General features: G+C 64.1%; 51 protein-coding genes and 2 pseudogenes. 33 read left to right on the top strand and 20 right to left on the bottom strand.

What is annotated here, in order from left to right; translation table 11 throughout:
- The first annotated feature begins 246 nt into the window (after positions 1 to 246).
- From BLU62_RS00005 to BLU62_RS00060, 11 genes are all read left to right on the top strand, one after another.
- Entirely contained in the window at positions 247 to 462 is a 216-nt protein-coding gene (locus BLU62_RS00005; RefSeq protein ID WP_074847803.1) for a hypothetical protein, read from the top strand.
- A gap of 797 nt (positions 463 to 1,259) precedes the next feature.
- Positions 1,260 to 1,802, top strand: a complete 543-nt coding sequence (locus BLU62_RS00010) for a DNA N-6-adenine-methyltransferase (protein WP_244277996.1) — start codon at positions 1,260 to 1,262, stop codon at positions 1,800 to 1,802.
- A gap of 145 nt (positions 1,803 to 1,947) precedes the next feature.
- Positions 1,948 to 2,334: a WhiB family transcriptional regulator gene (locus BLU62_RS00015; protein WP_244277997.1), complete on the top strand. Its 387-nt coding sequence runs from the start codon at positions 1,948 to 1,950 to the stop codon at positions 2,332 to 2,334.
- The gene (locus tag BLU62_RS00020) at positions 2,331 to 3,161 is read left to right on the top strand and encodes a hypothetical protein (RefSeq protein ID WP_074848069.1); all 831 of its coding nucleotides are present in this window, start codon (positions 2,331 to 2,333) and stop codon (positions 3,159 to 3,161) included. The genes BLU62_RS00015 and BLU62_RS00020 overlap by 4 nt, the downstream gene beginning before the upstream one ends.
- Before the next feature lie 498 nt (positions 3,162 to 3,659).
- The gene (locus tag BLU62_RS00025) at positions 3,660 to 3,962 is read left to right on the top strand and encodes a hypothetical protein (protein WP_074847809.1); all 303 of its coding nucleotides are present in this window, start codon (positions 3,660 to 3,662) and stop codon (positions 3,960 to 3,962) included.
- Positions 3,959 to 4,318: a YegP family protein gene (locus BLU62_RS00030; RefSeq protein ID WP_074847811.1), complete on the top strand. Its 360-nt coding sequence runs from the start codon at positions 3,959 to 3,961 to the stop codon at positions 4,316 to 4,318. The genes BLU62_RS00025 and BLU62_RS00030 overlap by 4 nt, the downstream gene beginning before the upstream one ends.
- A complete protein-coding gene (locus BLU62_RS00035) occupies positions 4,318 to 4,536 on the top strand; it encodes a hypothetical protein (RefSeq protein WP_074847813.1) in 219 nt (72 codons plus the stop codon). Before BLU62_RS00030 ends, BLU62_RS00035 begins: the two co-directional genes overlap by 1 nt.
- Positions 4,533 to 4,967, top strand: coding sequence for a hypothetical protein (locus BLU62_RS00040; protein ID WP_139179898.1), 435 nt, complete (start codon positions 4,533 to 4,535; stop codon positions 4,965 to 4,967). Before BLU62_RS00035 ends, BLU62_RS00040 begins: the two co-directional genes overlap by 4 nt.
- 365 nt (positions 4,968 to 5,332) lie before the next feature.
- Positions 5,333 to 5,602: a hypothetical protein gene (locus BLU62_RS00050; protein ID WP_074847819.1), complete on the top strand. Its 270-nt coding sequence runs from the start codon at positions 5,333 to 5,335 to the stop codon at positions 5,600 to 5,602.
- Entirely contained in the window at positions 5,599 to 5,793 is a 195-nt protein-coding gene (locus BLU62_RS00055; RefSeq protein ID WP_074847821.1) for a hypothetical protein, read from the top strand. The genes BLU62_RS00050 and BLU62_RS00055 overlap by 4 nt, the downstream gene beginning before the upstream one ends.
- Positions 5,786 to 6,136, top strand: coding sequence for a hypothetical protein (locus BLU62_RS00060; RefSeq protein WP_074847823.1), 351 nt, complete (start codon positions 5,786 to 5,788; stop codon positions 6,134 to 6,136). The genes BLU62_RS00055 and BLU62_RS00060 overlap by 8 nt, the downstream gene beginning before the upstream one ends.
- Before the next feature lie 272 nt (positions 6,137 to 6,408).
- Here BLU62_RS00060 and BLU62_RS00065 read toward each other — a convergent pair whose 3' ends face one another.
- The 20 genes and pseudogenes from BLU62_RS00065 to BLU62_RS00160 all read right to left on the bottom strand — a co-directional run bounded on the left by BLU62_RS00065 (position 6,409) and on the right by BLU62_RS00160 (position 15,128).
- Positions 6,409 to 6,603 (bottom strand): hypothetical protein, encoded by a 195-nt coding sequence (locus BLU62_RS00065; protein ID WP_074847821.1) that lies wholly within the window; start codon positions 6,601 to 6,603, stop codon positions 6,409 to 6,411.
- Positions 6,600 to 6,869: a hypothetical protein gene (locus BLU62_RS00070; RefSeq protein WP_074847819.1), complete on the bottom strand. Its 270-nt coding sequence runs from the start codon at positions 6,867 to 6,869 to the stop codon at positions 6,600 to 6,602. Before BLU62_RS00070 ends, BLU62_RS00065 begins: the two co-directional genes overlap by 4 nt.
- A gap of 365 nt (positions 6,870 to 7,234) precedes the next feature.
- Complete coding sequence (locus tag BLU62_RS00080; RefSeq protein ID WP_139179898.1) at positions 7,235 to 7,669, bottom strand: hypothetical protein; 435 nt, start codon at positions 7,667 to 7,669, stop codon at positions 7,235 to 7,237.
- Positions 7,666 to 7,884, bottom strand: a complete 219-nt coding sequence (locus tag BLU62_RS00085; RefSeq protein WP_074847813.1) for a hypothetical protein — start codon at positions 7,882 to 7,884, stop codon at positions 7,666 to 7,668. The genes BLU62_RS00080 and BLU62_RS00085 overlap by 4 nt, the downstream gene beginning before the upstream one ends.
- Positions 7,884 to 8,012 (bottom strand): hypothetical protein, encoded by a 129-nt coding sequence (locus BLU62_RS34180; protein WP_280141501.1) that lies wholly within the window; start codon positions 8,010 to 8,012, stop codon positions 7,884 to 7,886. Before BLU62_RS34180 ends, BLU62_RS00085 begins: the two co-directional genes overlap by 1 nt.
- The gene (locus BLU62_RS00090; protein WP_074847825.1) at positions 8,009 to 8,242 is read right to left on the bottom strand and encodes a YegP family protein; all 234 of its coding nucleotides are present in this window, start codon (positions 8,240 to 8,242) and stop codon (positions 8,009 to 8,011) included. Before BLU62_RS00090 ends, BLU62_RS34180 begins: the two co-directional genes overlap by 4 nt.
- Positions 8,239 to 8,541 carry a hypothetical protein gene (locus BLU62_RS00095; protein ID WP_074847809.1) on the bottom strand — a complete coding sequence of 101 codons (303 nt, stop codon included), beginning with the start codon at positions 8,539 to 8,541 and terminating at the stop codon, positions 8,239 to 8,241. Before BLU62_RS00095 ends, BLU62_RS00090 begins: the two co-directional genes overlap by 4 nt.
- Positions 8,542 to 8,697: 156 nt before the next feature.
- Positions 8,698 to 9,045: a hypothetical protein gene (locus BLU62_RS32010; protein ID WP_074847827.1), complete on the bottom strand. Its 348-nt coding sequence runs from the start codon at positions 9,043 to 9,045 to the stop codon at positions 8,698 to 8,700.
- Positions 9,042 to 9,872, bottom strand: a complete 831-nt coding sequence (locus BLU62_RS00105; RefSeq protein WP_074848069.1) for a hypothetical protein — start codon at positions 9,870 to 9,872, stop codon at positions 9,042 to 9,044. Before BLU62_RS00105 ends, BLU62_RS32010 begins: the two co-directional genes overlap by 4 nt.
- Before the next feature lie 58 nt (positions 9,873 to 9,930).
- Positions 9,931 to 10,254 (bottom strand): annotated as a pseudogene (locus tag BLU62_RS33270) (WhiB family transcriptional regulator); the annotation flags it as partial.
- A 147-nt stretch (positions 10,255 to 10,401) separates the two neighbouring features.
- A complete protein-coding gene (locus BLU62_RS00115) occupies positions 10,402 to 10,944 on the bottom strand; it encodes a DNA N-6-adenine-methyltransferase (RefSeq protein WP_244277996.1) in 543 nt (180 codons plus the stop codon).
- Positions 10,941 to 11,534, bottom strand: a complete 594-nt coding sequence (locus BLU62_RS00120) for a metallophosphoesterase family protein (protein WP_074847833.1) — start codon at positions 11,532 to 11,534, stop codon at positions 10,941 to 10,943. The genes BLU62_RS00115 and BLU62_RS00120 overlap by 4 nt, the downstream gene beginning before the upstream one ends.
- Positions 11,534 to 11,752: a hypothetical protein gene (locus BLU62_RS00125; RefSeq protein WP_074847835.1), complete on the bottom strand. Its 219-nt coding sequence runs from the start codon at positions 11,750 to 11,752 to the stop codon at positions 11,534 to 11,536. The genes BLU62_RS00120 and BLU62_RS00125 overlap by 1 nt, the downstream gene beginning before the upstream one ends.
- A complete protein-coding gene (locus BLU62_RS00130; RefSeq protein ID WP_074847837.1) occupies positions 11,749 to 12,186 on the bottom strand; it encodes a hypothetical protein in 438 nt (145 codons plus the stop codon). Before BLU62_RS00130 ends, BLU62_RS00125 begins: the two co-directional genes overlap by 4 nt.
- 166 nt (positions 12,187 to 12,352) lie before the next feature.
- Positions 12,353 to 12,562, bottom strand: coding sequence for a hypothetical protein (locus tag BLU62_RS00135; protein WP_074847839.1), 210 nt, complete (start codon positions 12,560 to 12,562; stop codon positions 12,353 to 12,355).
- A complete protein-coding gene (locus BLU62_RS00140) occupies positions 12,559 to 13,275 on the bottom strand; it encodes a DNA-methyltransferase (protein ID WP_074847841.1) in 717 nt (238 codons plus the stop codon). The genes BLU62_RS00135 and BLU62_RS00140 overlap by 4 nt, the downstream gene beginning before the upstream one ends.
- Complete coding sequence (locus BLU62_RS00145) at positions 13,272 to 13,517, bottom strand: hypothetical protein (RefSeq protein ID WP_074847843.1); 246 nt, start codon at positions 13,515 to 13,517, stop codon at positions 13,272 to 13,274. Before BLU62_RS00145 ends, BLU62_RS00140 begins: the two co-directional genes overlap by 4 nt.
- A gap of 164 nt (positions 13,518 to 13,681) precedes the next feature.
- Positions 13,682 to 13,930, bottom strand: a complete 249-nt coding sequence (locus BLU62_RS00150; protein ID WP_074847845.1) for a hypothetical protein — start codon at positions 13,928 to 13,930, stop codon at positions 13,682 to 13,684.
- A 602-nt stretch (positions 13,931 to 14,532) separates the two neighbouring features.
- Complete coding sequence (locus BLU62_RS00155) at positions 14,533 to 14,760, bottom strand: hypothetical protein (RefSeq protein WP_074847847.1); 228 nt, start codon at positions 14,758 to 14,760, stop codon at positions 14,533 to 14,535.
- On the bottom strand, positions 14,757 to 15,128 hold the full coding sequence (locus BLU62_RS00160) for a hypothetical protein (RefSeq protein ID WP_074847849.1): 372 nt from the start codon (positions 15,126 to 15,128) through the stop codon (positions 14,757 to 14,759). The genes BLU62_RS00155 and BLU62_RS00160 overlap by 4 nt, the downstream gene beginning before the upstream one ends.
- A 164-nt stretch (positions 15,129 to 15,292) precedes the next feature.
- Here BLU62_RS00160 and BLU62_RS00165 point away from each other — a divergent pair, with 164 nt between their 5' ends.
- The 22 genes and pseudogenes from BLU62_RS00165 to BLU62_RS32655 all read left to right on the top strand — a co-directional run bounded on the left by BLU62_RS00165 (position 15,293) and on the right by BLU62_RS32655 (position 24,051).
- Complete coding sequence (locus tag BLU62_RS00165; protein WP_208863580.1) at positions 15,293 to 15,760, top strand: hypothetical protein; 468 nt, start codon at positions 15,293 to 15,295, stop codon at positions 15,758 to 15,760.
- The gene (locus BLU62_RS00170; RefSeq protein WP_074847847.1) at positions 15,757 to 15,984 is read left to right on the top strand and encodes a hypothetical protein; all 228 of its coding nucleotides are present in this window, start codon (positions 15,757 to 15,759) and stop codon (positions 15,982 to 15,984) included. The genes BLU62_RS00165 and BLU62_RS00170 overlap by 4 nt, the downstream gene beginning before the upstream one ends.
- Positions 15,981 to 16,211 carry a hypothetical protein gene (locus BLU62_RS00175; RefSeq protein WP_074847850.1) on the top strand — a complete coding sequence of 77 codons (231 nt, stop codon included), beginning with the start codon at positions 15,981 to 15,983 and terminating at the stop codon, positions 16,209 to 16,211. The genes BLU62_RS00170 and BLU62_RS00175 overlap by 4 nt, the downstream gene beginning before the upstream one ends.
- Positions 16,208 to 16,429, top strand: a complete 222-nt coding sequence (locus tag BLU62_RS00180) for a helix-turn-helix domain-containing protein (protein WP_074847852.1) — start codon at positions 16,208 to 16,210, stop codon at positions 16,427 to 16,429. The genes BLU62_RS00175 and BLU62_RS00180 overlap by 4 nt, the downstream gene beginning before the upstream one ends.
- The gene (locus BLU62_RS32645; RefSeq protein WP_159441495.1) at positions 16,426 to 16,593 is read left to right on the top strand and encodes a hypothetical protein; all 168 of its coding nucleotides are present in this window, start codon (positions 16,426 to 16,428) and stop codon (positions 16,591 to 16,593) included. Before BLU62_RS00180 ends, BLU62_RS32645 begins: the two co-directional genes overlap by 4 nt.
- Positions 16,590 to 16,838 (top strand): hypothetical protein, encoded by a 249-nt coding sequence (locus BLU62_RS00185; protein ID WP_074847845.1) that lies wholly within the window; start codon positions 16,590 to 16,592, stop codon positions 16,836 to 16,838. Before BLU62_RS32645 ends, BLU62_RS00185 begins: the two co-directional genes overlap by 4 nt.
- On the top strand, positions 16,835 to 17,017 hold the full coding sequence (locus BLU62_RS32015; protein WP_139179899.1) for a hypothetical protein: 183 nt from the start codon (positions 16,835 to 16,837) through the stop codon (positions 17,015 to 17,017). The genes BLU62_RS00185 and BLU62_RS32015 overlap by 4 nt, the downstream gene beginning before the upstream one ends.
- The gene (locus BLU62_RS00190; RefSeq protein ID WP_074847843.1) at positions 17,004 to 17,249 is read left to right on the top strand and encodes a hypothetical protein; all 246 of its coding nucleotides are present in this window, start codon (positions 17,004 to 17,006) and stop codon (positions 17,247 to 17,249) included. Before BLU62_RS32015 ends, BLU62_RS00190 begins: the two co-directional genes overlap by 14 nt.
- Entirely contained in the window at positions 17,246 to 17,962 is a 717-nt protein-coding gene (locus BLU62_RS00195) for a DNA-methyltransferase (RefSeq protein WP_074847841.1), read from the top strand. The genes BLU62_RS00190 and BLU62_RS00195 overlap by 4 nt, the downstream gene beginning before the upstream one ends.
- Positions 17,959 to 18,168 carry a hypothetical protein gene (locus BLU62_RS00200; protein ID WP_074847839.1) on the top strand — a complete coding sequence of 70 codons (210 nt, stop codon included), beginning with the start codon at positions 17,959 to 17,961 and terminating at the stop codon, positions 18,166 to 18,168. Before BLU62_RS00195 ends, BLU62_RS00200 begins: the two co-directional genes overlap by 4 nt.
- Before the next feature lie 166 nt (positions 18,169 to 18,334).
- Positions 18,335 to 18,772 (top strand): hypothetical protein, encoded by a 438-nt coding sequence (locus BLU62_RS00205; protein ID WP_074847837.1) that lies wholly within the window; start codon positions 18,335 to 18,337, stop codon positions 18,770 to 18,772.
- Between the two features lie 500 nt (positions 18,773 to 19,272).
- Positions 19,273 to 19,578 (top strand): hypothetical protein, encoded by a 306-nt coding sequence (locus tag BLU62_RS00210; protein WP_074847854.1) that lies wholly within the window; start codon positions 19,273 to 19,275, stop codon positions 19,576 to 19,578.
- Positions 19,575 to 20,117 (top strand): DNA N-6-adenine-methyltransferase, encoded by a 543-nt coding sequence (locus BLU62_RS00215; RefSeq protein WP_244277996.1) that lies wholly within the window; start codon positions 19,575 to 19,577, stop codon positions 20,115 to 20,117. The genes BLU62_RS00210 and BLU62_RS00215 overlap by 4 nt, the downstream gene beginning before the upstream one ends.
- A gap of 186 nt (positions 20,118 to 20,303) precedes the next feature.
- Positions 20,304 to 20,588, top strand: a pseudogene (locus BLU62_RS33275) (WhiB family transcriptional regulator); the annotation flags it as partial.
- A 58-nt stretch (positions 20,589 to 20,646) separates the two neighbouring features.
- On the top strand, positions 20,647 to 21,477 hold the full coding sequence (locus tag BLU62_RS00225) for a hypothetical protein (protein WP_074848069.1): 831 nt from the start codon (positions 20,647 to 20,649) through the stop codon (positions 21,475 to 21,477).
- Complete coding sequence (locus BLU62_RS32020; protein WP_074847827.1) at positions 21,474 to 21,821, top strand: hypothetical protein; 348 nt, start codon at positions 21,474 to 21,476, stop codon at positions 21,819 to 21,821. Before BLU62_RS00225 ends, BLU62_RS32020 begins: the two co-directional genes overlap by 4 nt.
- Before the next feature lie 156 nt (positions 21,822 to 21,977).
- A complete protein-coding gene (locus BLU62_RS00235) occupies positions 21,978 to 22,280 on the top strand; it encodes a hypothetical protein (RefSeq protein ID WP_074847809.1) in 303 nt (100 codons plus the stop codon).
- The gene (locus BLU62_RS00240; RefSeq protein WP_074847811.1) at positions 22,277 to 22,636 is read left to right on the top strand and encodes a YegP family protein; all 360 of its coding nucleotides are present in this window, start codon (positions 22,277 to 22,279) and stop codon (positions 22,634 to 22,636) included. Before BLU62_RS00235 ends, BLU62_RS00240 begins: the two co-directional genes overlap by 4 nt.
- On the top strand, positions 22,636 to 22,854 hold the full coding sequence (locus tag BLU62_RS00245; protein WP_074847813.1) for a hypothetical protein: 219 nt from the start codon (positions 22,636 to 22,638) through the stop codon (positions 22,852 to 22,854). Before BLU62_RS00240 ends, BLU62_RS00245 begins: the two co-directional genes overlap by 1 nt.
- Entirely contained in the window at positions 22,851 to 23,258 is a 408-nt protein-coding gene (locus BLU62_RS00250; protein WP_139179901.1) for a hypothetical protein, read from the top strand. The genes BLU62_RS00245 and BLU62_RS00250 overlap by 4 nt, the downstream gene beginning before the upstream one ends.
- A 284-nt stretch (positions 23,259 to 23,542) precedes the next feature.
- Positions 23,543 to 23,716 carry a hypothetical protein gene (locus tag BLU62_RS32650; RefSeq protein ID WP_159441496.1) on the top strand — a complete coding sequence of 58 codons (174 nt, stop codon included), beginning with the start codon at positions 23,543 to 23,545 and terminating at the stop codon, positions 23,714 to 23,716.
- 191 nt (positions 23,717 to 23,907) lie between these two features.
- Positions 23,908 to 24,051 carry a hypothetical protein gene (locus tag BLU62_RS32655; RefSeq protein ID WP_159441497.1) on the top strand — a complete coding sequence of 48 codons (144 nt, stop codon included), beginning with the start codon at positions 23,908 to 23,910 and terminating at the stop codon, positions 24,049 to 24,051.
- The last annotated feature ends 49 nt before the right edge of the window (positions 24,052 to 24,100 follow it).

Below are 24,100 nucleotides of genomic sequence, written 5' to 3' on the forward strand. Positions count from 1 at the left end.
CAACAAGACCCATGGAGACAACAATGACCGAAGACATTAGCCAGGACGAACTGTTCCGGCTCACAGGGCGTGATGTCGTCCTGTGCCCGGAGTGCGGCCACGGCATCGACCCGCACGGCACCGATCCGGGGGGTGCGTGCGGGGTCGGCAAGTGCGAATGCATGATGTCGCCCAACGGCATCGCCTACGCCCTGATCAATCCGGAAGTCACCCCCGGCGCAGAAGCACTACGCCGAAGCGGAGAGGATGCTCGCGTTCATCGAGCACGACCGCAACCTCACGACCACCCAGCACTCGGAGGTCGCAGCGCGCGCCCAGGTGCACGCCACCCTCGCGCAGGCCGCTTCACTGCGGGAGGTTCTGGAATCCCGCGCCACCACCCGGTACCACGTCACGGTCCAGGATGAGGGCGAGTTCCGCCGACGCAGCAGCCGTCTCGGATCTTTCGGTGGTGCGCTGTGAACTCTGTGAGACAGCTTTCCCAGCAAGCGGTTCGTGGTCTGACCGCTACCAGCACGATGCTCGACATCGCCGTGTGGTGTGGCGGCATGAATCGTCCGCCCCAAACACCCACAACTTCAGCTACGGGTGGATGGTGTGACTGCCTTCCGGGGATTGGATCAAGGCTGACGGCAACGGTTCGAGGTCATCCCTCCAGGCGGGAGCAGACTCTGATGCCGACTACAAAGGCCCCTCGACTACGTCGATGTCGCGACCCGAATTGTTGAGTTCCGCAACCAGCACCCACCGGCTCTCTCCAGCAGGTGCGATACGAAGTTCTTGAGGTTGGCGGCAAGAGCTTCCTCGCGTTCACCGCCGCCGCCTACCGCACGCCGGATGATGAGCGTCCCGGTATCGGTACCGCGTGGGAACCCATCCCCGGCCCCACATCTTTCACCCGTGACTCGGAGATGCAGAACGCTGAGACCGCGGCGTGGGGAGGGCGATCGTCGCAGCGTTGGCGGCGGACACGAAGAAGGGTGTGGCGTCGTCGGAGGAGGTCCGGAACCGTCAGCAGACGCCGGCGCAGCGGGCGCAACGCGAACTGGCTGAGGCTGTGACGGCTGCGGGGATGGTGACGAAGGAGTTCGCCGAGTGGGCGATGACCACCCGCAATGTCGATCTGAAGACTGCCGGGATTGCGGTGCTGGTGCCGCTGACTCGTGAGGTGCAGGAGAAGGGAAGGCGATCATGTCTGTCCCGGATCATGATGCGGCGCAAACCACCCTGGCCGACGAACTCGGCGCACAGGAGGCGTCGTGAGCGGGCGGGCGATGGGATCGCATCAGTGCGCCACCACCGGGGACGACGTGTGGCTGACACCACCGCACGTCCTCGACGCCCTCGGCCCGTTCGACCTCGACCCGTGCGCCGCACCGGCAGAAGCGAACTGGACGACCGCACGCCACCACTACCGACTACCCGACGACGGACTCACACTGCCGTGGGAAGGGCGCGTGTGGTGCAACCCGCCCTACTCCAATGTGTGGCGGTGGCTCGACCGGCTCGCCAACCACGGCACCGGCACCGCACTGATCTTCGCCCGCACCGAGACCGCCGGATTCCAGGCGCAGGTGTGGCGGCGGGCGACCGCAGTGCTGTTCCTCGAAGGGCGGCTCACCTTCCACCACCGCGATGGATCGAAGGCCGCGGCGAACAGCGGCGCACCGTCCTGCCTCGTCGCATACGGGACAGATGACGCGGGCCGACTGCTCGACAGCGGACTCCCTGGCGCGTTCGTCCATGGCTGGTCGATCACGGCAGTTGACGACCAACCATCCCTCTTCGAGGAGGCGTCATGAGCCGCCCTATTTGCGGGTGTGTGGTTTCGATCTCGGCTACGGCCACATGGTCCGTATGCGCTGGGAGACCGCACCGGCGACATCATCCCATGCCCGAATTGCCTGGCCCATCACGACGCTCAAGACATCCTCAGGAGATACACCCATGAGTAACGGCTTCCACATCGAACCCTCCACCACCCGAATGGATCAGGGCAGAAGATCCAACACCCTGGACGAGAAGAAGCAGGCGTTGGGGTCGTCGAACACGTTCCCCGGTGCGAATGTGTTGAACCGCAACCGGAATGTTTCTGATCTGCCGAAACCGCCGGCCTGGCATGAGGGCGCTCCCTGCGCCTCCTCAGACCCGGACGCGTTCTTTCCCTCCCATTACGGGGTGACGCAAACCGCTGACGCGAAACGGATCTGCGCCGGCTGTGACCGCCGGGAGGTGTGTTTGCAGTGGGCGTTGGACAACCGTGAACCGCACGGTGTGGTTGGGGGTACGACTCCGCGTGAACGTCAGGCCATGTGGAAGCAGGGGGCGGCATGACCTGCCAATGCGGGAAGCCCGTCAAAGCGCGCGGCATGTGCGAAATGCACTACGCCCAACACCACCGCCGGCAACGCGCCTACGGACGTTGGACTCCCGACCTGGTCGACGCCCAGCCTGTACGCGAGCACATCCTCAAGCTGCGTGACGCAGGAGTGGGGAACAAACGGCTCGAAGAGGAGTTCGGCGTCCCGCACAGCACCATCCAGCATCTGCTGTACGGGCAACGCGGATACGGTCCGAGCAAACAGGTCCGCCAAGCTACCGCCGACCGCATCCTCCAAATCCCTGTTCCGCGTACCGGTGTCGAGTTTGTGCGACAGGACCGCGTCCCCGCCCTGGGCACAACCCGCCGATTGCAGGCGTTGGTGGCGAACGGGTATTCGCAGACGGATCTGATCAGCCGTCTGGGTTGGCCGGAGAATGGCAGCACTTCGGAGTTGTTCCTCGGACAGTCCCGCAACATTGCGGTTCGTCGAGCACGGGATGTGACGTCCTTGTTCGCGCAGTTGCAGATGGTTCCCGGAACTGATCGGAAGGCGCGGCATCGGGCGAAGGCGAAAGGTTGGTTGCCTCCGTTGGCGTGGGATGAGGACCGTATCGATGACCCCACCTATGAGCCGGAAGTGGTGGACAAACCCCGCACTGCCGAAGACCTGTTCTCCGACTTCGAGTATCTGCTGTCGATGGGTGTTGGGGCGGAGGAGGCATCGCGTCGGGTGGGGATGCTGCCGGCGTCGATGAAGCGCCGGTATGAGCGGCATGGGCGGCGTTGTCCGGCAGCGTTGACGTCGGTGGCGTGGCAGCAGAGGAAGACGGCGTCATGACGGGCTTCTCTGCGGATGTGAAGGCTGCTGCTGCGGTGCGGGCGATGGGTCGCTGCGAAGTCCAAACCGACTGGTGTACCGGCACAGGGCAGGACTATCACCACCGAGCTAACCGCGGCATGGGCGGATCGAAAGACCCACAGATCAACGCCCTGTCGAATTGTCTGCTGGTGTGCCGCGGCTGCCATGACTTCATCGGCCGCAATCCGGCGCAGGCGTACGCGAAGGGCTGGTTGGTGTCGAAGTTCCGGCAGCCGTCCAGCGATGTGGCTGTCCTGCTGTCGGGCCGGTGGGCGTTGCTCGATGATGCCGGCGGGTCGAGGTGTGCGATGCGGTGGGCTGAGGTTCCGGAGTCCTACCTCCTGTGGGGGCGATCGAGAGGCCGTGCCCTGAGTGCGCGGCCAGGCCGGGGGAGCTTTGCGTACTCCGTTCCCCCGCAACAGGTGCAGAGAAGACACGACACATCCCCTGCGTGGGGAGAACCAAAGGAGACAACGAATGAGCAACAACAAGAAGGCTTTCGACGGCGAGGCGTTCAAGGCGGTTGAGGTGGTCAAGGTGCAGGCTGTCGGCGGAGGCTCGGGTGGCAATGGCGGCTACGTCGTGCAGCCCTTGGCGTCGGCGAGAACTGCTGTGCGTGTGGTGGTGACGAGAACCCGGAAGGGTTACCAGTGGGCGCAGATCGCCCGCAACGGCAGCGCCGGCGCCATCTCCCCGAAAACGTATGACACGAAGTCGAATGCGGTGCGCGCTGCCAAGCGTCAGGCCGCTCTGGTGGGTGGGGTGGTGGAGGTCCAGTGATCGTCTACGAGAACATCCCGGAGAAGGTGTCTGAGTATCGCGGCACCATCGAGGTGTACGAGGACGAGATCTTGCAGGTCGACCTCGATGCCAAGAGCGTGGTCGCCAGACATCCCGAGTGGCGTTGGCGGTGTAAGTCCCGCAACGGTCAGATCCTCGCTCAGGGGGAAGGCTATCGGCGTAGGTCGGGGGCTCTCAACGCCATCGACACCCAGTACGCGGCGCGGTTGAAGGTTGGTGGCATCAACTACGACGTGGTCCCGCGTGGGCAAGAACGGCAGATGCTCGTCTGCCCGTGGCGTGTGGTGATCCTCGACCGCCACGGAGACATCGACAAGATCGGAGCACTCTACTGATGAGCGAGGACAACCCCGTATCCCGCAACCTGCCGGGAAACCCTTTCACCGATAACTACGCGGCCATGACGGCTGAGCAGTCCGCATGGTTCGCCATCGCCTACGAGATTCGCACACTCACCATCGCCCTCACGGAGCAGACATACAACCTGAACGGCAGTCCTCTCTGTGACGAACTGCGAGATCGGCTGGGCCTGAACGGCGGCGGTGTGTCATGACTCGCATCCTTGGTGTGTCCGCTGTACCGGGTTTCTTCCCACCCGGACCTGTTGATTGGTCGAACGGGCAGACGTTGGTGCCGGCCGAAGACCTGGAGCAGGCGCAGGCACGCATCGCCGAACTCGAAGTGGCGCTGAGAAGGAAGCGGCTCATCTTCGACCAGGTATGCAACGACCGTGCCGCCCTCAATGCTGACGTCAATCGCTTATCCGCTGACCGTCTCGAATCTGAGGCCACCGCAGACGATGTGGTGGAGAAGGCCGAACAGTTCACAGCCGAGCAAGTACGCGACGCCATCATCGAGGTGTTGGACCAGAACGCGGTGTCGCTGTGGCTGCCCTACGGGGACACACCTCACGGCACCGTCCATCCCGAAGATGTCGGCCATGTCGCCCGATGGGTAGTTGCAAAGCTGCGGGGGGAGTCATGACCGATCCCGCCGTAGACGCAGCACAGAGGGCGTGTGAACCGCATGGCGTCTCGCACTTCGTCGGCCCGGGAAGGTACGCCCTGCGTGGTGCCCGTGAAGCCCTCGCACCACTCCGGGAACTGCATCGGCTCGACGGCTGCCCCGAACGCGACGACTGTACCGATCCCGAACACCTGACGCTGTGCTCGGGCTGCTACCAGGAATGGCCCTGCCGCACCGCACCCCTCATCTATTCCTCTGACGAGTTGGGAGATACCCCATGACACCCACACCCGCCGAGATCGCGGCGGCACACCAGTCGTACGAGTGGGCAGGTGGCGTGTGCTGCACCTGCGGCCCCGACTACTACATCAACGACGCCGAGCATGGTGCCCACGTCATCGCTGCTCTGTCTGAGCACTACCACTGCCCACGTCATCGCTGCTCTGTCTGAGCACTACCACCTACTACCCAAGGCGGAACCGGGCGGCGAAGACGACGACCGCGCCGAGTGGCTGGACGGGGAAGTGATGGCCGCCCGAGGCAAGCGGGTGGTGCGGCTCTACTTCGAGGACCCTCGCAATACGCCTGAGGATGCCCGCGAACTCGCATCCGCCCTGGCGTCTGCTGCTGATGTTGCGGAGGAGCCGAGATGAGCGACGCAGACGAAAAGGCGGTCGCTGAGGCGCTATACGCGGTCGAGAGCGTGCACCACTTCCACGGCACTGAATGCCTCTGCGGCTTCAACTCTCACCGGGCGCGCGAACGCACCGCCCACATCACACGCCTGGCCCTAGGGGAGCTGTTGGGCCACGACTTCGTCAGAAAGGCGGCATTCGATGTCTGACATCGGTTTCGGTCCTGTTGGTGATCCCCCGATCATCCACGGCGGCAACAGCTATGTGACCCGTGATGGGTATGGGCGTCCGACGTATCTGGTGGACCGGCGACTCCTGGAGAAGGCGGAGGCACGCATCGCCGAACTCGAAGACCAGCTGCGTCCTATGTCGCCACTGAGACAGCAAGCCGACACCTACCTGCGGATACTGCGCCACCTGAAATCTACCGCCACCTACGCGCGGGAGCGGGTCGTGGTCCGACCAGATCGACGCGCGTATCACACTGTCGCTGCTGATCGGATCTGGCGCGGCACGCGGCCCAGTGATCCCGATCAGCAGCGACAGTGGTGATACGCGCGTCGATCTGGTCGGACCACGACCCCGCTCCCGCGCGTAGGTGGCGGTAGATTTCAGGGTGGCGCAGTATCCGCAGGTAGGTGTCGGCTTGCTGTCTCAGTGGCGACATAGGACGCAGCTGGTCTTCGAGTTCGGCGATGCGTGCCTCCGCCTTCTCCAGGAGTCGCCGGTCCACCAGATACGTCGGACGCCCATACCCATCACGGGTCACATAGCTGTTGCCGCCGTGGATGATCGGGGGATCACCAACAGGACCGAAACCGATGTCAGACATCGAATGCCGCCTTTCTGACGAAGTCGTGGCCCAACAGCTCCCCTAGGGCCAGGCGTGTGATGTGGGCGGTGCGTTCGCGCGCCCGGTGAGAGTTGAAGCCGCAGAGGCATTCAGTGCCGTGGAAGTGGTGCACGCTCTCGACCGCGTATAGCGCCTCAGCGACCGCCTTTTCGTCTGCGTCGCTCATCTCGGCTCCTCCGCAACATCAGCAGCAGACGCCAGGGCGGATGCGAGTTCGCGGGCATCCTCAGGCGTATTGCGAGGGTCCTCGAAGTAGAGCCGCACCACCCGCTTGCCTCGGGCGGCCATCACTTCCCCGTCCAGCCACTCGGCGCGGTCGTCGTCTTCGCCGCCCGGTTCCGCCTTGGGTAGTAGGTGGTAGTGCTCAGACAGAGCAGCGATGACGTGGGCAGTGGTAGTGCTCAGACAGAGCAGCGATGACGTGGGCACCATGCTCGGCGTCGTTGATGTAGTAGTCGGGGCCGCAGGTGCAGCACACGCCACCTGCCCACTCGTACGACTGGTGTGCCGCCGCGATCTCGGCGGGTGTGGGTGTCATGGGGTATCTCCCAACTCGTCAGAGGAATAGATGAGGGGTGCGGTGCGGCAGGGCCATTCCTGGTAGCAGCCCGAGCACAGCGTCAGGTGTTCGGGATCGGTACAGTCGTCGCGTTCGGGGCAGCCGTCGAGCCGATGCAGTTCCCGGAGTGGTGCGAGGGCTTCACGGGCACCACGCAGGGCGTACCTTCCCGGGCCGACGAAGTGCGAGACGCCATGCGGTTCACACGCCCTCTGTGCTGCGTCTACGGCGGGATCGGTCATGACTCCCCCCGCAGCTTTGCAACTACCCATCGGGCGACATGGCCGACATCTTCGGGATGGACGGTGCCGTGAGGTGTGTCCCCGTAGGGCAGCCACAGCGACACCGCGTTCTGGTCCAACACCTCGATGATGGCGTCGCGTACTTGCTCGGCTGTGAACTGTTCGGCCTTCTCCACCACATCGTCTGCGGTGGCCTCAGATTCGAGACGGTCAGCGGATAAGCGATTGACGTCAGCATTGAGGGCGGCACGGTCGTTGCATACCTGGTCGAAGATGAGCCGCTTCCTTCTCAGCGCCACTTCGAGTTCGGCGATGCGTGCCTGCGCCTGCTCCAGGTCTTCGGCCGGCACCAACGTCTGCCCGTTCGACCAATCAACAGGTCCGGGTGGGAAGAAACCCGGTACAGCGGACACACCAAGGATGCGAGTCATGACACACCGCCGCCGTTCAGGCCCAGCCGATCTCGCAGTTCGTCACAGAGAGGACTGCCGTTCAGGTTGTATGTCTGCTCCGTGAGGGCGATGGTGAGTGTGCGAATCTCGTAGGCGATGGCGAACCATGCGGACTGCTCAGCCGTCATGGCCGCGTAGTTATCGGTGAAAGGGTTTCCCGGCAGGTTGCGGGATACGGGGTTGTCCTCGCTCATCAGTAGAGTGCTCCGATCTTGTCGATGTCTCCGTGGCGGTCGAGGATCACCACACGCCACGGGCAGACGAGCATCTGCCGTTCTTGCCCACGCGGGACCACGTCGTAGTTGATGCCACCAACCTTCAACCGCGCCGCGTACTGGGTGTCGATGGCGTTGAGAGCCCCCGACCTACGCCGATAGCCTTCCCCTGAGCGAGGATCTGACCGTTGCGGGACTTACACCGCCAACGCCACTCGGGATGTCTGGCGACCACGCTCTTGGCATCGAGGTCGACCTGCAAGATCTCGTCCTCGTACACCTCGATGGTGCCGCGATACTCAGACACCTTCTCCGGGATGTTCTCGTAGACGATCACTGGACCTCCACCACCCCACCCACCAGAGCGGCCTGACGCTTGGCAGCGCGCACCGCATTCGACTTCGTGTCATACGTTTTCGGGGAGATGGCGCCGGCGCTGCCGTTGCGGGCGATCTGCGCCCACTGGTAACCCTTCCGGGTTCTCGTCACCACCACACGCACAGCAGTTCTCGCCGACGCCAAGGGCTGCACGACGTAGCCGCCATTGCCACCCGAGCCTCCGCCGACAGCCTGCACCTTGACCACCTCAACCGCCTTGAACGCCTCGCCGTCGAAAGCCTTCTTGTTGTTGCTCATTCGTTGTCTCCTTTGGTTCTCCCCACGCAGGGGATGTGTCGTGTCTTCTCTGCACCTGTTGCGGGGGAACGGAGTACGCAAAGCTCCCCCGGCCTGGCCGCGCACTCAGGGCACGGCCTCTCGATCGCCCCCCACAGGAGGTAGGACTCCGGAACCTCAGCCCACCGCATCGCACACCTCGACCCCGCCGGCATCATCGAGCAACGCCCACCGGCCCGACAGCAGGACAGCCACATCGCTGGACGGCTGCCGGAACTTCGACACCAACCAGCCCTTCGCGTACGCCTGCGCCGGATTGCGGCCGATGAAGTCATGGCAGCCGCGGCACACCAGCAGACAATTCGACAGGGCGTTGATCTGTGGGTCTTTCGATCCGCCCATGCCGCGGTTAGCTCGGTGGTGATAGTCCTGCCCTGTGCCGGTACACCAGTCGGTTTGGACTTCGCAGCGACCCATCGCCCGCACCGCAGCAGCAGCCTTCACATCCGCAGAGAAGCCCGTCATGACGCCGTCTTCCTCTGCTGCCACGCCACCGACGTCAACGCTGCCGGACAACGCCGCCCATGCCGCTCATACCGGCGCTTCATCGACGCCGGCAGCATCCCCACCCGACGCGATGCCTCCTCCGCCCCAACACCCATCGACAGCAGATACTCGAAGTCGGAGAACAGGTCTTCGGCAGTGCGGGGTTTGTCCACCACTTCCGGCTCATAGGTGGGGTCATCGATACGGTCCTCATCCCACGCCAACGGAGGCAACCAACCTTTCGCCTTCGCCCGATGCCGCGCCTTCCGATCAGTTCCGGGAACCATCTGCAACTGCGCGAACAAGGACGTCACATCCCGTGCTCGACGAACCGCAATGTTGCGGGACTGTCCGAGGAACAACTCCGAAGTGCTGCCATTCTCCGGCCAACCCAGACGGCTGATCAGATCCGTCTGCGAATACCCGTTCGCCACCAACGCCTGCAATCGGCGGGTTGTGCCCAGGGCGGGGACGCGGTCCTGTCGCACAAACTCGACACCGGTACGCGGAACAGGGATTTGGAGGATGCGGTCGGCGGTAGCTTGGCGGACCTGTTTGCTCGGACCGTATCCGCGTTGCCCGTACAGCAGATGCTGGATGGTGCTGTGCGGGACGCCGAACTCCTCTTCGAGCCGTTTGTTCCCCACTCCTGCGTCACGCAGCTTGAGGATGTGCTCGCGTACAGGCTGGGCGTCGACCAGGTCGGGAGTCCAACGTCCGTAGGCGCGTTGCCGGCGGTGGTGTTGGGCGTAGTGCATTTCGCACATGCCGCGCGCTTTGACGGGCTTCCCGCATTGGCAGGTCATGCCGCCCCCTGCTTCCACATGGCCTGACGTTCACGCGGAGTCGTACCCCAACCACACCGTGCGGTTCACGGTTGTCCAACGCCCACTGCAAACACACCTCCCGGCGGTCACAGCCGGCGCAGATCCGTTTCGCGTCAGCGGTTTGCGTCACCCCGTAATGGGAGGGAAAGAACGCGTCCGGGTCTGAGGAGGCGCAGGGAGCGCCCTCATGCCAGGCCGGCGGTTTCGGCAGATCAGAAACATTCCGGTTGCGGTTCAACACATTCGCACCGGGGAACGTGTTCGACGACCCCAACGCCTGCTTCTTCTCGTCCAGGGTGTTGGATCTTCTGCCCTGATCCATTCGGGTGGTGGAGGGTTCGATGTGGAAGCCGTTACTCATGGGTGTATCTCCTGAGGATGTCTTGAGCGTCGTGATGGGCCAGGCAATTCGGGCATGGGATGATGTCGCCGGTGCGGTCTCCCCAGCGCATACGGACCATGTGGCCGTAGCCGAGATCGAAACCACACACCCCGCAAATAGGGCGGCTCATGACGCCTCCTCGAAGAGGGATGGTTGGTCGTCAACTGCCGTGATCGACCAGCCATGGACGAACGCGCCAGGGAGTCCGCTGTCGAGCAGTCGGCCCGCGTCATCTGTCCCGTATGCGACGAGGCAGGACGGTGCGCCGCTGTTCGCCGCGGCCTTCGATCCATCGCGGTGGTGGAAGGTGAGCCGCCCTTCGAGGAACAGCACTGCGGTCGCCCGCCGCCACACCTGCGCCTGGAATCCGGCGGTCTCGGTGCGGGCGAAGATCAGTGCGGTGCCGGTGCCGTGGTTGGCGAGCCGGTCGAGCCACCGCCACACATTGGAGTAGGGCGGGTTGCACCACACGCGCCCTTCCCACGGCAGTGTGAGTCCGTCGTCGGGTAGTCGGTAGTGGTGGCGTGCGGTCGTCCAGTTCGCTTCTGCCGGTGCGGCGCACGGGTCGAGGTCGAACGGGCCGAGGGCGTCGAGGACGTGCGGTGGTGTCAGCCACACGTCGTCCCCGGTGGTGGCGCACTGATGCGATCCCATCGCCCGCCCGCTCACGACGCCTCCTGTGCGCCGAGTTCGTCGGCCAGGGTGGTTTGCGCCGCATCATGATCCGGGACAGACATGATCGCCTTCCCCTTCTCCTGCACCTCACGAGTCAGCGGCACCAGCACCGCAATCCCGGCAGTCTTCAGATCGACATTGCGGGTGGTCATCGCCCACTCGGCGAACTCCTTCGTCACCATCCCCGCAGCCGTCACAGCCTCAGCCAGTTCGCGTTGCGCCCGCTGCGCCGGCGTCTGCTGACGGTTCCGGACCTCCTCCGACGACGCCACACCCTTCTTCGTGTCCGCCGCCAACGCTGCGACGATCGCCCTCCCCCACGCCGCGGTCTCAGCGTTCTGCATCTCCGAGTCACGGGTGAAAGATGTGGGGCCGGGGATGGGTTCCCACGCGGTACCGATACCGGGACGCTCATCATCCGGCGTGCGGTAGGCGGCGGCGGTGAACGCGAGGAAGCTCTTGCCGCCAACCTCAAGAACTTCGTATCGCACCTGCTGGAGAGAGCCGGTGGGGTGCTGGTTGCGGAACTCAACAATTCGGGTCGCGACATCGACGTAGTCGAGGGGGCCTTTGTAGTCGGGCATCAGAGGTCTGCTCCCGCCCTGGAGGGGATGACCTCGAACCCGTTGCCGTCAGCCTTGATCCAATCCCCCGGAAGGGCAGTCACACCATCCACCCGTAGCTGGAGTTGGTGGGGTTTGGGGCGGACGATCATGCCGCCACACCACACGGCGATGTCGAGCATCGTGCGGTAGCGGTCAGACCACGAACCGCTGCTGGGAAGCTGTCTCACAGAGTTCACAGCGCACCACCGAAAGATCCGAGACGGCTGCTGCGTCGGCGGAACTCGCCCTCATCCTGGACCGTGACGTGGTACCGGGTGGTGGCGCGGGATTCCAGAACCTCCCGCAGTGAAGCGGCCTGCGCGAGGGTGGCGTGCACCTGGGCGCGCGCTGCGACCTCCGAGTGCTGGGTGGTCGTGAGGTTGCGGTCGTGCTCGATGAACGCGAGCATCCTCTCCGCTTCGGCGTAGTGCTTCTGCGCCGGGGTGACTTCCGGATTGATCAGGGCGTAGGCGATGCCGTTGGGCGACATCATGCATTCGCACTTGCCGACCCCGCACGCACCCCCCGGATCGGTGCCGTGCGGGTCGATGCCGTGGCCGCACTCCGGGCACAGGACGACATCACGCCCTGTGAGCCGGAACAGTTCGTCCTGGCTAATGTCTTCGGTCATTGTTGTCTCCATGGGTCTTGTTGCCCGTAGGCAGGATTGGGGAACAGTTCTTCCGGCTCGACCGGGTCGTCCGGGAGAACATCTCCAGGTCCGGGTAGGTCGTAGGGGTATTGGGGGCCGCGCCACCGGAACCCGCCGGCAGCATGGGTGCGGTTCGACATGAACCTCACGCCGCCGCCTTCGCTCTCGCCACCAACTCGAACAGCCGCTCAGCCACCAGGCCTGCACGATCAACGGGGGCCTGGGGGTGGTCGGCGTCGGGCCAGGTGACGAACTCGGTGCGTCCGTTCACCCACGCCCAAAACAGGTGGAGGTCTGGGAGGTGTTGCACCCACATGTCGACACCGTCGATCTGGCGGTGCTCCGCGGCACTCATGACGCATCCCCGAAGTCGAGAGCCATCGTCTGATTACTGAGGCGTTTCGCAATCAGCTCGCAGTAACGCTCCTCAAGCTCGACACCGACCGCCTTACGGTTTTCGTTCGCCGCAGCAATCAACGTGGTGCCCGAACCGGCGAACGGGTCGAACACCGTTTCCGAGGCGTTCGTGAACAGGCGCACCCAGTCCTCCACCATTGGCAGCGGTTTCGCCGTCGGGTGACCGGTGTTCTGCACGACGGGGTACGTCCACACGCCAGCCTTGCCACCCCCGTTCCAGGCCGGTTTGGTGTCGGCGCGGTGTAGAAATGAAATCGCTTCCCAGCCTTGCCCGGGACGGTCGGCACTGATCTGCGGCATCGGGTTGGGCTTCACCCAGACACCGATGCGCAGCGAGCGCAACCCGACCGGCGGACCCTGGTCGAAGGCGAAAGCGTGCGCGTAATCAAGCGACGTGACCACCCAACTCGCCGAGACCCGCCCACACTCGGCGAGTACGGCCCGCAGGTCAGCGTCAGAGATCGCCGCGAACGTGACGGCCTTTATGCCATGACCAGCACCCCTGTTCGTCTTTGCCATTCCGTGTGTGCGTTCGGTGTACGGCGGATCCGTGATCACCACATCGACCGACCGATCTGCCATGTCTGCCATGACCTCTCGGCAGTCGCCGTGGTAGAGGGTGACCAGGTCGTCCTGGTAGTAGATGCTCATGGCTGGGCCTCCTGCGCTGCGAGGAACACCAGCACGTGATCGCGGGTGATCCATGGCGACGATTGCGGCTCCACCTTCAACACCCGACGCCCGTAGAAGTCGGTGAGGACCGCGCTACACCCGGCAGCCGAAACCTGCATCGAGGACATGAAGCCGTGCGTGAATGCCTCGGAAGCGAGGTCGGCTTCCACCTCCACGATGTCGCGTGCCGTCCGAAACGCCTGCATGTCAACGACGCTCACGGGTCACCTCCACCGCGCACGGCTCACACACCGTCACGTTCTTCCCCGCCCGCCCATCCGGGAACACCAGGTATTCGCGGACGTAGCCGATCAATGTGCCTACGGGGTAGTCGGTGCGGCATTTGGGCACCAGCCGGCATAGCGGGCTTCCACTGCACCGCTGCTCACTGGTCGACCCCCTCGTCTTCGATGTCGTAGGAGCGCTGGAGGATTGAAAGCAGCGCGTACTCGACCGACTTCGAGTCCTGCTTGGCTGCGTAGTGCGCTATCTCTGCACGCAGCCAGAGGAGTTGCGCCTCCTTGCGCTGGTAGTACTTGTCGAGCTGGTTCTGGGTGTGTTGTGCGTCGGCGATCTGCTGCTGCACGATCGCGCCATACAGCTCGGACCCGAAGATGGTTTCGGCCCCGCTCACTGGTCGACCTCCTGGGTGGGCATGCAGAACCCGACCACCGTCATCAGCAACAGGACCGCGACGATCACGAACGCCACCAGTTCTTCCGGTCCGAGAGGTGGGAGGATCGCCCACACCCCAACACAAGACACGCATACGCGGGAACCCAGATCGCGGCCTTCACGACGCCGCCCTCTCACCCGGAGCCGGCTGCGGCAGCGAGTTCCGCCACCGCACACACTCTTCGTGGTCGATAAAGTACTTGCCGCCCCCTCACGCAAGGTTCGGAACAGGATTCGCCCCTCGACATACTCGCGGCGAAGGGTCTTCTCGGAGACTCCCAGGATTTGGGCGGCCTCCTTCAGGGTGTACTGAAGGGGCTGAAGGTTTCTGTCGTTCATGACGCCTCCAAGGTTCTGGTGGGGATGGGGTTCGCTTGAGCAGGGTGAGCAGCGCATCGATGTGCTGCCACAGTTGCGGGCGGGTGAGTTCGATGGCGTCGTCCTCACCCGGCGGAAAGATCACGAAGACGGGTTCCCCTGTGGCGGGAATGGTCGTGACGTGATGGGTACCCGTCAAGCCGTCGATGGGGATGGGCGGAACCTCATGCAGCGGAAGATCACTCATGCCGCACCGCCGATGATGCGTTGCAGGACGATCCGCCCCGACGGAGTCAGATCACCGTGGGCCACCAGATCATTGAGGGCAGTGCGCAGCCGACTCGACTTGAGTGCTTCGCGTGCGGCCAACACCATCCAGTACTCCGGCGACTCCTCCGGGTCGAACGGGCGTAGCGGAGACGACTGCTCCCACGCCTTACGCGCAGCCTCCACAGCAGGATCGGTGCTCATGCCGCACCGCCGATACGGTCCAGGTGGGAATCGTCCGGCCCAGGCCACACAATCCGCGACGACCGCTCCACAACCGCTGTCGCACCATACGATTCGATGAGCTTGGCCCTAGACTTCGCGGAGGACAACGACTTGTACTCGCGCTTAGTGGACGGCCAGTGGAAGCGTCGACTCCCGAACTGCGCGATATACCCCGGATCGGGGTCCCACCCCTCGGGTTCCCAGTCAGGGTTGGGGTACCCGAACTCCTCACCGGTGTCGTCGGTGTAGAAGGTCAGTGCCCCTTCGGGATAGCTCGTGATCGCAACTCGGTAGAGGTAGTAGCCGCCGCTGGGCTCACGCCAGTCCGCGCGTAACTCGGGCGGCACTCACTGCATGACATGCTCTGCTACTCACGAGCGTCGCGTATCAGCTCGGTGCGAGCGTGAGAACCACTTCACCCCGGCCGGACGGCGGACTCACGTCACTCGCCACTACGCAGTCCAGTCCCTGTAGTAGCAGATAAAACAGGAGGTCCAGTATCGCTCGTGAGGTGAGCGGCCTCGACCTGGCGTACCTGTCGGTTGAGTCCCCGTCCGGCCGGGGTGAAGTGGTTCTCACGCTCGCCGAGCTACGCGACGTGTACAGAGCAATGCAGGAGGCCGATCCGGACTGGCGTGAGCCCAGCGGCGGCTACTACCTCTACCGAGTTGCGATCACGAGCTATCCCGAAGGGGCACTGACCTTCTACACCGACGACACCGGTGAGGAGTTCGGGTACCCCAACCCTGACTGGGAACCCGAGGGGTGGGACCCCGATCCGGGGTATATCGCGCAGTTCGGGAGTCGACGCTTCCACTGGCCGTCCACTAAGCGCGAGTACAAGTCGTTGTCCTCCGCGAAGTCTAGGGCCAAGCTCATCGAATCGTATGGTGCGACAGCGGTTGTGGAGCGGTCGTCGCGGATTGTGTGGCCTGGGCCGGACGATTCCCACCTGGACCGTATCGGCGGTGCGGCATGAGCACCGATCCTGCTGTGGAGGCTGCGCGTAAGGCGTGGGAGCAGTCGTCTCCGCTACGCCCGTTCGACCCGGAGGAGTCGCCGGAGTACTGGATGGTGTTGGCCGCACGCGAAGCACTCAAGTCGAGTCGGCTGCGCACTGCCCTCAATGATCTGGTGGCCCACGGTGATCTGACTCCGTCGGGGCGGATCGTCCTGCAACGCATCATCGGCGGTGCGGCATGAGTGATCTTCCGCTGCATGAGGTTCCGCCCATCCCCATCGACGGCTTGACGGGTACCCATCACGTCACGACCATTCCCGCCACAGGGGAACCCGTCTTCGTGATCTTTCCGCCGGGTGAGGACGACGCCATCGAACTCACCCGCCCGCAACTGTGGCAGCACATCGATGCGCTGCTCACCCTGCTCAAGCGAACCCCCATCCCCACCAGAACCTTGGAGGCGTCATGAACGACAGAAACCTTCAGCCCCTTCAGTACACCCTGAAGGAGGCCGCCCAAATCCTGGGAGTCTCCGAGAAGACCCTTCGCCGCGAGTATGTCGAGGGGCGAATCCTGTTCCGAACCTTGCGTGAGGGGGGCGGCAAGTACTTTATCGACCACGAAGAGTGTGTGCGGTGGCGGAACTCGCTGCCGCAGCCGGCTCCGGGTGAGAGGGCGGCGTCGTGAAGGCCGCGATCTGGGTTCCCGCGTATGCGTGTCTTGTGTTGGGGGTGTGGGCGATCCTCCCACCTCTCGGACCGGAAGAACTGGTGGCGTTCGTGATCGTCGCGGTCCTGTTGCTGATGACGGTGGTCGGGTTCTGCATGCCCACCCAGGAGGTCGACCAGTGAGCGGGGCCGAAACCATCTTCGGGTCCGAGCTGTATGGCGCGATCGTGCAGCAGCAGATCGCCGACGCACAACACACCCAGAACCAGCTCGACAAGTACTACCAGCGCAAGGAGGCGCAACTCCTCTGGCTGCGTGCAGAGATAGCGCACTACGCAGCCAAGCAGGACTCGAAGTCGGTCGAGTACGCGCTGCTTTCAATCCTCCAGCGCTCCTACGACATCGAAGACGAGGGGGTCGACCAGTGAGCAGCGGTGCAGTGGAAGCCCGCTATGCCGGCTGGTGCCCCAAATGCCGCACCGACTACCCCGTAGGCACATTGATCGGCTACGTCCGCGAATACCTGGTGTTCCCGGATGGGCGGGCGGGGAAGAACGTGACGGTGTGTGAGCCGTGCGCGGTGGAGGTGACCCGTGAGCGTCGTTGACATGCAGGCGTTTCGGACGGCACGCGACATCGTGGAGGTGGAAGCCGACCTCGCTTCCGAGGCATTCACGCACGGCTTCATGTCCTCGATGCAGGTTTCGGCTGCCGGGTGTAGCGCGGTCCTCACCGACTTCTACGGGCGTCGGGTGTTGAAGGTGGAGCCGCAATCGTCGCCATGGATCACCCGCGATCACGTGCTGGTGTTCCTCGCAGCGCAGGAGGCCCAGCCATGAGCATCTACTACCAGGACGACCTGGTCACCCTCTACCACGGCGACTGCCGAGAGGTCATGGCAGACATGGCAGATCGGTCGGTCGATGTGGTGATCACGGATCCGCCGTACACCGAACGCACACACGGAATGGCAAAGACGAACAGGGGTGCTGGTCATGGCATAAAGGCCGTCACGTTCGCGGCGATCTCTGACGCTGACCTGCGGGCCGTACTCGCCGAGTGTGGGCGGGTCTCGGCGAGTTGGGTGGTCACGTCGCTTGATTACGCGCACGCTTTCGCCTTCGACCAGGGTCCGCCGGTCGGGTTGCGCTCGCTGCGCATCGGTGTCTGGGTGAAGCCCAACCCGATGCCGCAGATCAGTGCCGACCGTCCCGGGCAAGGCTGGGAAGCGATTTCATTTCTACACCGCGCCGACACCAAACCGGCCTGGAACGGGGGTGGCAAGGCTGGCGTGTGGACGTACCCCGTCGTGCAGAACACCGGTCACCCGACGGCGAAACCGCTGCCAATGGTGGAGGACTGGGTGCGCCTGTTCACGAACGCCTCGGAAACGGTGTTCGACCCGTTCGCCGGTTCGGGCACCACGTTGATTGCTGCGGCGAACGAAAACCGTAAGGCGGTCGGTGTCGAGCTTGAGGAGCGTTACTGCGAGCTGATTGCGAAACGCCTCAGTAATCAGACGATGGCTCTCGACTTCGGGGATGCGTCATGAGTGCCGCGGAGCACCGCCAGATCGACGGTGTCGACATGTGGGTGCAACACCTCCCAGACCTCCACCTGTTTTGGGCGTGGGTGAACGGACGCACCGAGTTCGTCACCTGGCCCGACGCCGACCACCCCCAGGCCCCCGTTGATCGTGCAGGCCTGGTGGCTGAGCGGCTGTTCGAGTTGGTGGCGAGAGCGAAGGCGGCGGCGTGAGGTTCATGTCGAACCGCACCCATGCTGCCGGCGGGTTCCGGTGGCGCGGCCCCCAATACCCCTACGACCTACCCGGACCTGGAGATGTTCTCCCGGACGACCCGGTCGAGCCGGAAGAACTGTTCCCCAATCCTGCCTACGGGCAACAAGACCCATGGAGACAACAATGACCGAAGACATTAGCCAGGACGAACTGTTCCGGCTCACAGGGCGTGATGTCGTCCTGTGCCCGGAGTGCGGCCACGGCATCGACCCGCACGGCACCGATCCGGGGGGTGCGTGCGGGGTCGGCAAGTGCGAATGCATGATGTCGCCCAACGGCATCGCCTACGCCCTGATCAATCCGGAAGTCACCCCGGCGCAGAAGCACTACGCCGAAGCGGAGAGGATGCTCGCGTTCATCGAGCACGACCGCAACCTCACGACCACCCAGCACTCGGAGGTCGCAGCGCGCGCCCAGGTGCACGCCACCCTCGCGCAGGCCGCTTCACTGCGGGAGGTTCTGGAATCCCGCGCCACCACCCGGTACCACGTCACGGTCCAGGATGAGGGCGAGTTCCGCCGACGCAGCAGCCGTCTCGGATCTTTCGGTGGTGCGCTGTGAACTCTGTGAGACAGCTTCCCAGCAGCGGTTCGTGGTCTGACCGCTACCGCACGATGCTCGACATCGCCGTGTGGTGTGGCGGCATGATCGTCCGCCCCAAACCCCACCAACTCCAGCTACGGGTGGATGGTGTGACTGCCCTTCCGGGGATTGGATCAAGGCTGACGGCAACGGGTTCGAGGTCATCCCCTCCAGGGCGGGAGCAGACCTCTGATGCCCGACTACAAAGGCCCCCTCGACTACGTCGATGTCGCGACCCGAATTGTTGAGTTCCGCAACCAGCACCCCACCGGCTCTCTCCAGCAGGTGCGATACGAAGTTCTTGAGGTTGGCGGCAAGAGCTTCCTCGCGTTCACCGCCGCCGCCTACCGCACGCCGGATGATGAGCGTCCCGGTATCGGTACCGCGTGGGAACCCATCCCCGGCCCCACATCTTTCACCCGTGACTCGGAGATGCAGAACGCTGAGACCGCGGCGTGGGGAGGGCGATCGTCGCAGCGTTGGCGGCGGACACGAAGAAGGGTGTGGCGTCGTCGGAGGAGGTCCGGAACCGTCAGCAGACGCCGGCGCAGCGGGCGCAACGCGAACTGGCTGAGGCTGTGACGGCTGCGGGGATGGTGACGAAGGAGTTCGCCGAGTGGGCGATGACCACCCGCAATGTCGATCTGAAGACTGCCGGGATTGCGGTGCTGGTGCCGCTGACTCGTGAGGTGCAGGAGAAGGGGAAGGCGATCATGTCTGTCCCGGATCATGATGCGGCGCAAACCACCCTGGCCGACGAACTCGGCGCACAGGAGGCGTCGTGAGCGGGCGGGCGATGGGATCGCATCAGTGCGCCACCACCGGGGACGACGTGTGGCTGACACCACCGCACGTCCTCGACGCCCTCGGCCCGTTCGACCTCGACCCGTGCGCCGCACCGGCAGAAGCGAACTGGACGACCGCACGCCACCACTACCGACTACCCGACGACGGACTCACACTGCCGTGGGAAGGGCGCGTGTGGTGCAACCCGCCCTACTCCAATGTGTGGCGGTGGCTCGACCGGCTCGCCAACCACGGCACCGGCACCGCACTGATCTTCGCCCGCACCGAGACCGCCGGATTCCAGGCGCAGGTGTGGCGGCGGGCGACCGCAGTGCTGTTCCTCGAAGGGCGGCTCACCTTCCACCACCGCGATGGATCGAAGGCCGCGGCGAACAGCGGCGCACCGTCCTGCCTCGTCGCATACGGGACAGATGACGCGGGCCGACTGCTCGACAGCGGACTCCCTGGCGCGTTCGTCCATGGCTGGTCGATCACGGCAGTTGACGACCAACCATCCCTCTTCGAGGAGGCGTCATGAGCCGCCCTATTTGCGGGGTGTGTGGTTTCGATCTCGGCTACGGCCACATGGTCCGTATGCGCTGGGGAGACCGCACCGGCGACATCATCCCATGCCCGAATTGCCTGGCCCATCACGACGCTCAAGACATCCTCAGGAGATACACCCATGAGTAACGGCTTCCACATCGAACCCTCCACCACCCGAATGGATCAGGGCAGAAGATCCAACACCCTGGACGAGAAGAAGCAGGCGTTGGGGTCGTCGAACACGTTCCCCGGTGCGAATGTGTTGAACCGCAACCGGAATGTTTCTGATCTGCCGAAACCGCCGGCCTGGCATGAGGGCGCTCCCTGCGCCTCCTCAGACCCGGACGCGTTCTTTCCCTCCCATTACGGGGTGACGCAAACCGCTGACGCGAAACGGATCTGCGCCGGCTGTGACCGCCGGGAGGTGTGTTTGCAGTGGGCGTTGGACAACCGTGAACCGCACGGTGTGGTTGGGGTACGACTCCGCGTGAACGTCAGGCCATGTGGAAGCAGGGGGCGGCATGACCTGCCAATGCGGGAAGCCCGTCAAAGCGCGCGGCATGTGCGAAATGCACTACGCCCAACACCACCGCCGGCAACGCGCCTACGGACGTTGGACTCCCGACCTGGTCGACGCCCAGCCTGTACGCGAGCACATCCTCAAGCTGCGTGACGCAGGAGTGGGGAACAAACGGCTCGAAGAGGAGTTCGGCGTCCCGCACAGCACCATCCAGCATCTGCTGTACGGGCAACGCGGATACGGTCCGAGCAAACAGGTCCGCCAAGCTACCGCCGACCGCATCCTCCAAATCCCTGTTCCGCGTACCGGTGTCGAGTTTGTGCGACAGGACCGCGTCCCCGCCCTGGGCACAACCCGCCGATTGCAGGCGTTGGTGGCGAACGGGTATTCGCAGACGGATCTGATCAGCCGTCTGGGTTGGCCGGAGAATGGCAGCACTTCGGAGTTGTTCCTCGGACAGTCCCGCAACATTGCGGTTCGTCGAGCACGGGATGTGACGTCCTTGTTCGCGCAGTTGCAGATGGTTCCCGGAACTGATCGGAAGGCGCGGCATCGGGCGAAGGCGAAAGGTTGGTTGCCTCCGTTGGCGTGGGATGAGGACCGTATCGATGACCCCACCTATGAGCCGGAAGTGGTGGACAAACCCCGCACTGCCGAAGACCTGTTCTCCGACTTCGAGTATCTGCTGTCGATGGGTGTTGGGGCGGAGGAGGCATCGCGTCGGGTGGGGATGCTGCCGGCGTCGATGAAGCGCCGGTATGAGCGGCATGGGCGGCGTTGTCCGGCAGCGTTGACGTCGGTGGCGTGGCAGCAGAGGAAGACGGCGTCATGACGGGCTTCTCTGCGGATGTGAAGGCTGCTGCTGCGGTGCGGGCGATGGGTCGCTGCGAAGTCCAAACCGACTGGTGTACCGGCACAGGGCAGGACTATCACCACCGAGCTAACCGCGGCATGGGCGGATCGAAAGACCCACAGATCAACGCCCTGTCGAATTGTCTGCTGGTGTGCCGCGGCTGCCATGACTTCATCGGCCGCAATCCGGCGCAGGCGTACGCGAAGGGCTGGTTGGTGTCGAAGTTCCGGCAGCCGTCCAGCGATGTGGCTGTCCTGCTGTCGGGCCGGTGGGCGTTGCTCGATGATGCCGGCGGGGTCGAGGTGTGCGATGCGGTGGGCTGAGGTTCCGGAGTCCTACCTCCTGTGGGGGGCGATCGAGAGGCCGTGCCCTGAGTGCGCGGCCAGGCCGGGGGAGCTTTGCGTACTCCGTTCCCCCGCAACAGGTGCAGAGAAGACACGACACATCCCCTGCGTGGGGAGAACCAAAGGAGACAACGAATGAGCAACAACAAGAAGGCTTTCGACGGCGAGGCGTTCAAGGCGGTTGAGGTGGTCAAGGTGCAGGCTGTCGGCGGAGGCTCGGGTGGCAATGGCGGCTACGTCGTGCAGCCCTTGGCGTCGGCGAGAACTGCTGTGCGTGTGGTGGTGACGAGAACCCGGAAGGGTTACCAGTGGGCGCAGATCGCCCGCAACGGCAGCGCCGGCGCCATCTCCCCGAAAACGTATGACACGAAGTCGAATGCGGTGCGCGCTGCCAAGCGTCAGGCCGCTCTGGTGGGTGGGGTGGTGGAGGTCCAGTGATCGTCTACGAGAACATCCCGGAGAAGGTGTCTGAGTATCGCGGCACCATCGAGGTGTACGAGGACGAGATCTTGCAGGTCGACCTCGATGCCAAGAGCGTGGTCGCCAGACATCCCGAGTGGCGTTGGCGGTGTAAGTCCCGCAACGGTCAGATCCTCGCTCAGGGGGAAGGCTATCGGCGTAGGTCGGGGGCTCTCAACGCCATCGACACCCAGTACGCGGCGCGGTTGAAGGTTGGTGGCATCAACTACGACGTGGTCCCGCGTGGGCAAGAACGGCAGATGCTCGTCTGCCCGTGGCGTGTGGTGATCCTCGACCGCCACGGAGACATCGACAAGATCGGAGCACTCTACTGATGAGCGAGGACAACCCCGTATCCCGCAACCTGCCGGGAAACCCTTTCACCGATAACTACGCGGCCATGACGGCTGAGCAGTCCGCATGGTTCGCCATCGCCTACGAGATTCGCACACTCACCATCGCCCTCACGGAGCAGACATACAACCTGAACGGCAGTCCTCTCTGTGACGAACTGCGAGATCGGCTGGGCCTGAACGGCGGCGGTGTGTCATGACTCGCATCCTTGGTGTGTCCGCTGTACCGGGTTTCTTCCCACCCGGACCTGTTGATTGGTCGAACGGGCAGACGTTGGTGCCGGCCGAAGACCTGGAGCAGGCGCAGGCACGCATCGCCGAACTCGAAGTGGCGCTGAGAAGGAAGCGGCTCATCTTCGACCAGGTATGCAACGACCGTGCCGCCCTCAATGCTGACGTCAATCGCTTATCCGCTGACCGTCTCGAATCTGAGGCCACCGCAGACGATGTGGTGGAGAAGGCCGAACAGTTCACAGCCGAGCAAGTACGCGACGCCATCATCGAGGTGTTGGACCAGAACGCGGTGTCGCTGTGGCTGCCCTACGGGACACACCTCACGGCACCGTCCATCCCGAAGATGTCGGCCATGTCGCCCGATGGGTAGTTGCAAAGCTGCGGGGGAGTCATGACCGATCCCGCCGTAGACGCAGCACAGAGGGCGTGTGAACCGCATGGCGTCTCGCACTTCGTCGGCCCGGGAAGGTACGCCCTGCGTGGTGCCCGTGAAGCCCTCGCACCACTCCGGGAACTGCATCGGCTCGACGGCTGCCCCGAACGCGACGACTGTACCGATCCCGAACACCTGACGCTGTGCTCGGGCTGCTACCAGGAATGGCCCTGCCGCACCGCACCCCTCATCTATTCCTCTGACGAGTTGGGAGATACCCCATGACACCCACACCCGCCGAGATCGCGGCGGCACACCAGTCGTACGAGTGGGCAGGTGGCGTGTGCTGCACCTGCGGCCCCGACTACTACATCAACGACGCCGAGCATGGTGCCCACGTCATCGCTGCTCTGTCTGAGCACTACCACTGCCCACGTCATCGCTGCTCTGTCTGAGCACTACCACCTACTACCCAAGGCGAACCGGCGGCGAAGACGACGACCGCGCGAGTGGCTGGACGGGGAAGTGATGGCCGCCCGAGCAAGCGGTGGTGCGGCTCTACTTCGAGGACCCTCGCATACGCCTGAGGATGCCGCGAACTCGCATCCGCCCTGGCGTCTGCTGCTGATGTTGCGGAGGAGCCGAGATGAGCGACGCAGACGAAAAGGCGGTCGCTGAGGCGCTATACGCGGTCGAGAGCGTGCACCACTTCCACGGCACTGAATGCCTCTGCGGCTTCAACTCTCACCGGGCGCGCGAACGCACCGCCCACATCACACGCCTGCCCTAGGGGAGCTGTTGGGCCACGACTTCGTCAGAAAGGCGGCATTCGATGTCTG

Origin of the sequence: Gordonia westfalica (genome assembly GCF_900105725.1) — a bacterium.
In the GTDB taxonomy this organism is placed as follows: Bacteria; Actinomycetota; Actinomycetes; order Mycobacteriales; family Mycobacteriaceae; genus Gordonia; species Gordonia westfalica.